This window comes from Streptomyces sp. NPDC060198, from assembly GCF_042728415.1.
Taxonomy (GTDB): Bacteria; Actinomycetota; Actinomycetes; order Streptomycetales; family Streptomycetaceae; genus Streptomyces.
The window spans coordinates 1-5024 of sequence record NZ_JBHWZJ010000451.1; the positions used below are offsets into that span (position 1 = coordinate 1).

Here is a 5024-nt window from a genome sequence, read left to right on the forward strand (position 1 = left end):
GGCCTTCGTACGTGGTACGCGGTGGTACGGGCGGGCGTCAGTCGCCCAGCGGGTGCATCCAGCCGTGGGCGTCCTCGGCGATGCCGCGCTGGATGTCCAGCAGGCGGTCGCGGAGCTTCAAGGTGATCTCGCCGGGGGTGCCGTCGCCCTGGACCCACTCCGCGCCGGCCGACTTCACGGTGCCGACGGGGGTGATCACGGCGGCGGTGCCGCAGGCGAAGACCTCCTTGAGGGTGCCGTTCGCGCTGTCCTCGCGCCACTGGTCGATGGAGACCCGGCCCTCCTCGGAGGTGTAGCCGAGGTCGCGGGCGACGGTGAGGAGGGAGTCACGGGTGACGCCGGCGAGCAGCGAGCCGGTGAGGGCGGGGGTGACGATGTGGTTGTCGTACACGAAGTAGAGGTTCATCCCGCCGAGCTCCTCGACCCACTTGTGCTCCACGGCGTCGAGGTAGGCGACCTGGTCGCAGCCCTTGGCGGTGGCCTCGGCCTGGGCGAGCAGGGACGCGGCGTAGTTGCCGCCGGTCTTGGCGTCGCCCATGCCGCCCGGGACGGCGCGGACGCGGTCCTCGGAGAGCCAGATGGAGACCGGCTTCACGCCGCCCGCGAAGTAGGCGCCTGCCGGGGAGCCGATGACGAGGAAGAGGTACTCGTTGGCGGGCTTCACGCCGAGGCCGACCTCGGTGGCGATCATGAACGGGCGCAGGTAGAAGGACTCCTCGCCGCCGTGCGCCGGGACCCACGCCTTGTCCTGCTGGACCAGCACGTCACAGGCCTCGATGAAGGTCTCCACCGGCAGCTCGGGCATGCCCAGTCGGTGCGCGGAGCGCTGGAAGCGCTTGGCGTTGGCCTCGGGGCGGAAGGTGGCGACGGTGCCGTCGGGCTGCCGGTACGCCTTCAGCCCCTCGAAGATCTCCTGCGCGTAGTGCAGGACCATCGTCGCCGGGTCGAGGGAGAGCGGGGCGTACGGGACGAGCTGTGCGTCGTGCCAGCCGCGGCCCTCGGTCCACCGGATGGTGACCATGTGGTCGGAGAAGTGGCGGCCGAATCCGGGGGCGGAGAGGATCGCCTCGCGCTCCGCGTCGGACAGCGGGGACGAGGTGGGCTTGAGCTCGATCGTGGGCGTCGTCATGTGCGTGTCCTTCACCGTATCTGTGTGTGAGGGACCGTGCTCCCGCCCGCTCCCGCCCGCAGGTGCGAACAAGTGCGAGGACGTCCGAGCAGTGCCACGAGCTGCGGCCCCACGTTCGATTATCACGCGTGAGGGGCCGGGCACGAAACGCGGCGGGAGTGCGGTCCCGGGTCGATGGTGACCCCGGGGCCGCACGTGCGAAGCCGCCGGGTGTCTTCGCGACCCGGCGGCTTCGTGGAGAGTCGTCGGGTCAGCCCGCTACGCGTACCGCGAGCGCGTCGCCGATCTCGTCGGTGGTGCGGGTGGCCCCGTCGCGCTCCGCGAGGTCGGCGGAGACGGCTGCCTCGATGCGCGCGGCCTCGGTGTCGTAGCCGAGGTGACGCAGCAGGAGGGCGACGGAGAGGATCGTGGCCGTGGGGTCGGCCTTGCCCTGGCCGGCGATGTCGGGGGCCGAGCCGTGGACCGGCTCGAACATCGACGGGAAGGCGCCGGTCGGGTTGATGTTGCCGGAGGCGGCCAGGCCGATACCACCGGTGACGGCGGCGGCGAGGTCGGTGAGGATGTCGCCGAACAGGTTGTCGGTGACGATGACGTCGAAGCGCTCCGGCTGCGTGACGAAGAAGATCGTCGCCGCGTCGACGTGCAGGTAGTCGGTGGTGACCTGGGGGTATTCTGCCGCGACCTTGTCGAAGGTGTTCTTCCACAGGTGCCCGGCGAAGACGAGGACGTTGTTCTTGTGGACCAGCGTCAGCTTCTTGCGCGGGCGGGCGGCGGCGCGGTCGAAGGCGTCACGGACCACACGCTCGACCCCGTACGCGGTGTTGACGCTCACCTCGGTGGCGACCTCGGCGGGCGTACCGGTGCGCAGCGAACCGCCGTTGCCGGTGTACGGGCCCTCGGTGCCCTCGCGCACGACGACGAAGTCGATGTCGGGGCGGCCGGCCAGCGGGGTCGCGGTGTTCGGGAAGAGCTTCGACGGCCGCAGGTTGATGAAGTGGTCGAAGGCGAAGCGCAGCTTCAGCAGGAGCCCGCGCTCCAGCACGCCGGACGGGACCGAGGGGTCACCGATCGCGCCGAGCAGGATGGCGTCGTGGCCCTTGAGGGATTCGAGCTCCGCGTCCGGGAGGGTTTCACCCGTACGGTGCCAGCGCTGGGCGCCAAGGTCGTACTCCTTGGTCTCCAGCTTCACATCCTGCGGGAGGACGGCGTTGAGGACCTTGAGGCCCTGGGCAACGACTTCCTGGCCGATTCCGTCACCGGGGATCACTGCGAGATTGATGCTGCGAGACATGACCGCACTTTAGCCGCGCGTCCCACCCCATGACACCAGCCGTCCACTATACGGACACATGGTGAGCTGTACGCGTGCCGTTCACCTCACGGACGGGATCGGGTCACTCCGGAAGTAGATGTTCTGGCCATGGACATCCCCCGCTTCGGTATCCCCGAGAAGCTCGCCGCCCGCATGAGCATGGCGGAGCAGCACGAGTACCTCCGCACCAAGCTGACGCGCCGCGGCGTGCTGCGTACGAGTGTGGCGACCGCCGCCGTCGCCGGTGCGGGCATGGGCACCGGCCTCCTCACGGCCTCGCCCGCCGCCGCCAACTCCGCCAAGAACTCCCCGACGGTGCTCACCTCCCGCTCCACCACGCAGGTGGACGGCGCACTGGTGGCCCCGTTCGGCCGCCACCTCGCCTACGGCGCAGACCCGAAGACGCAGATGAGCGTCTCGTGGCAGGTCCCCTTCGCCGTGAAGCGCCCGTACATCCGCATCGGCCTCAAGCCGTGGTCGCTGAGCCGCCGCATCGACGCCGAGGTGCGCCACCTCACCACGCCGACGCTGAACAACGGCGCGATCGCCGCCGCCGAGCAGTTCTACGTGCACGCGGGCCTGGAGCGCCTGCAGCCCGGCACGACGTACTACTACGGCGTCGGCCACGACGGCTTCGACCCGGCGGACACCCGCAACCTGGGCTCGCTCGGTACGTTCACCACCGCCCCCTCGCGCGCCGAGAACTTCACCTTCACGGCCTTCGGCGACCAGGGCGTCAGCTACCACGCCCTCGGCAACGACCAGCTGCTGCTCGGCCAGAACCCGGCCTTCCACCTGCACGCCGGCGACATCTGCTACGCCGACCCGTCCGGTTCCGGCCAGGAGAGCGACGTCTACGACGCGCGCACCTGGGACCAGTTCCTGGCCCAGACGGAGACCGTCGCGAAGACGGTCCCGTGGATGGTGACGACCGGCAACCACGACATGGAGGCCTGGTACTCCCCCGACGGTTACGGCGGCCAGAACGCCCGCTGGACTCTGCCGGACAACGGCCCCGACCCGGTGGGCCTGCCCGGTGTGTACTCGTTCGTCCACGGCAACGTGGCCGTCGTCGCGCTGGACGCCAACGACGTCTCCAACGAGATCCCGGCCAACCTCGGCATCAGCGGTGGCAAGCAGACGAAGTGGCTGGACCGCCGCCTCGGCGAGCTCCGCGCCCGCAAGGACGTCGACTTCGTGGTGGTCTTCTTCCACCACTGCGCCTTCTCGACCACCAACGCGCACGCCTCCGAGGGCGGGGTCCGCGAGGCGTGGGTGCCGCTGTTCGAGAAGCACCAGGTGGACCTGGTCATCAACGGCCACAACCACGTGTACGAGCGGACCGACGCGATTCTGAAGAACGTGGTCTCCCGCAAGGTGCCGATCGGCGAGCGCACGGACCCGACCCGCGACGGCATCGTGTACGTCACGGCCGGCGGCGCGGGCAAGTCGCTCTACAACTTCCCGGCGCCCGACACGTACGAGGGTCACGTCAAGGACCAGGAGAGCGTGGACACGTACTACGTGGCCAAGGGCGGCGTGCACGCGGCCGAGACCGTGGAGTGGTCCCGCGTCCGGTACACCGGCTACTCGTTCCTCGCGGTCGAGGTCACGGTGGGGCAGCACCCGAAGATGAAGGTCACCGCGCTCGCCGAGTCGGGCGCGCGCATCGACCACTTCGAGGTCAGCCGCGGCTGATCCCGCAAGGTCACCCGTCGCCGGTCCGAAGGCTCCCGTCCGTCCGTCCCACAGGGCGGCGGAGGGGAGCCTTCGGGCCTGCCGGGCCAATGCGTGTTGCGGAAGTGGCGCCGGACGGGCGGGACTTTCGCAACACGCTTCAGTGGCCGGTGGCCCCGCCGTTGTCGCGGCGGTCCAGGGCACGCTGGAGGGCCGCGGCGGCGTTGTCGCGCTCGGCTTCGGTGGGGCGGGGGGTGTGACGGACGCGGCGGCGGACGGTGGTCTCTGCCATGGGGGAACGCCTCCTGGGAATCACGGATGTCACGGGTATCGGGTGTCACGGGTGTCACGGGTATCGGGTGTCACGGGTATCGGGAACGCGATCGGCCGCCGCGGGGAACGCGTGGGCCGGGACCGGACCCCGTCGCGCTGCGGGCGGCGAAGAGCGCGTGCCGCCGGCCGTGCCGGAACCGGGTGAACCGGATGGGAAACGCCGGAAGGTGCGGGAGCGGACGCCGCAGGGGTGGCCTGCATGGGGCGTGCCCGCTCACCACCAGTCGCTGGTAGAAGCGAATCGTTCGGCTCCTACAAAACTAGGACACCTGGGGCGCCCTGTCTCCACAATTACTCGGACTTCCTACTATCTGAGACGACCCGGTCCTCGCCGGCATCCCGCGATCCATCTGCGCACGACCGCCCCGCGCGGGATCGTGCCTGCTCAGAGGTGCCGTGGCAGCGGAACGGGCGCCCGTACGGGGAGGCGGCCGCCGCTCCGGCGGGGCGCGCCTTCGCGGGACATGTCCGGCATGATCACCACGCCCGCCCTCGGCGACCCGTGCGAGCACCGCCCGCACCCCGCCGTCGGCCGCCGACTCCCGCTCCCCACCGGCCCGGTCCGTTCCCCGG

General features: G+C 70.4%; 4 protein-coding genes. 1 reads left to right on the forward strand and 3 read right to left on the reverse strand.

Annotated elements, in window-relative coordinates:
* Positions 1-37: 37 nt before the first annotated feature.
* The gene (locus tag ACFWEP_RS31375; protein WP_387375194.1) at positions 38-1129 is read right to left on the reverse strand and encodes a branched-chain amino acid aminotransferase; all 1092 of its coding nucleotides are present in this window, start codon (positions 1127-1129) and stop codon (positions 38-40) included.
* Positions 1130-1379: 250 nt separating this feature from the next.
* Positions 1380-2420, reverse strand: coding sequence for a 3-isopropylmalate dehydrogenase (locus tag ACFWEP_RS31380; protein ID WP_387375195.1), 1041 nt, complete (start codon positions 2418-2420; stop codon positions 1380-1382).
* A 129-nt stretch (positions 2421-2549) separates the two neighbouring features.
* On the opposite strand from ACFWEP_RS31380, the gene ACFWEP_RS31385 reads away from it, so the two are divergent.
* Positions 2550-4139 carry a purple acid phosphatase family protein gene (locus ACFWEP_RS31385; protein ID WP_387375196.1) on the forward strand — a complete coding sequence of 530 codons (1590 nt, stop codon included), beginning with the start codon at positions 2550-2552 and terminating at the stop codon, positions 4137-4139.
* A gap of 139 nt (positions 4140-4278) precedes the next feature.
* Here the strand turns inward: ACFWEP_RS31385 and ACFWEP_RS31390 are convergent, their stop codons facing one another.
* The gene (locus tag ACFWEP_RS31390) at positions 4279-4410 is read right to left on the reverse strand and encodes a hypothetical protein (RefSeq protein WP_328719235.1); all 132 of its coding nucleotides are present in this window, start codon (positions 4408-4410) and stop codon (positions 4279-4281) included.
* Between the last annotated feature and the right edge of the window lie 614 nt (positions 4411-5024).

Excerpts from the sequence above, each read along its gene's own strand:
- ACFWEP_RS31375 (WP_387375194.1), bottom strand. The coding sequence starts at position 1,129 with ATGACGACGCCCACGATCGAGCTCAAGCCCACCTCGTCCCCGCTGTCC.
- ACFWEP_RS31380 (WP_387375195.1), bottom strand. The coding sequence starts at position 2,420 with ATGTCTCGCAGCATCAATCTCGCAGTGATCCCCGGTGACGGAATCGGC.
- ACFWEP_RS31385 (WP_387375196.1), top strand. The coding sequence starts at position 2,550 with ATGGACATCCCCCGCTTCGGTATCCCCGAGAAGCTCGCCGCCCGCATG.
- ACFWEP_RS31390 (WP_328719235.1), bottom strand. The coding sequence starts at position 4,410 with ATGGCAGAGACCACCGTCCGCCGCCGCGTCCGTCACACCCCCCGCCCC.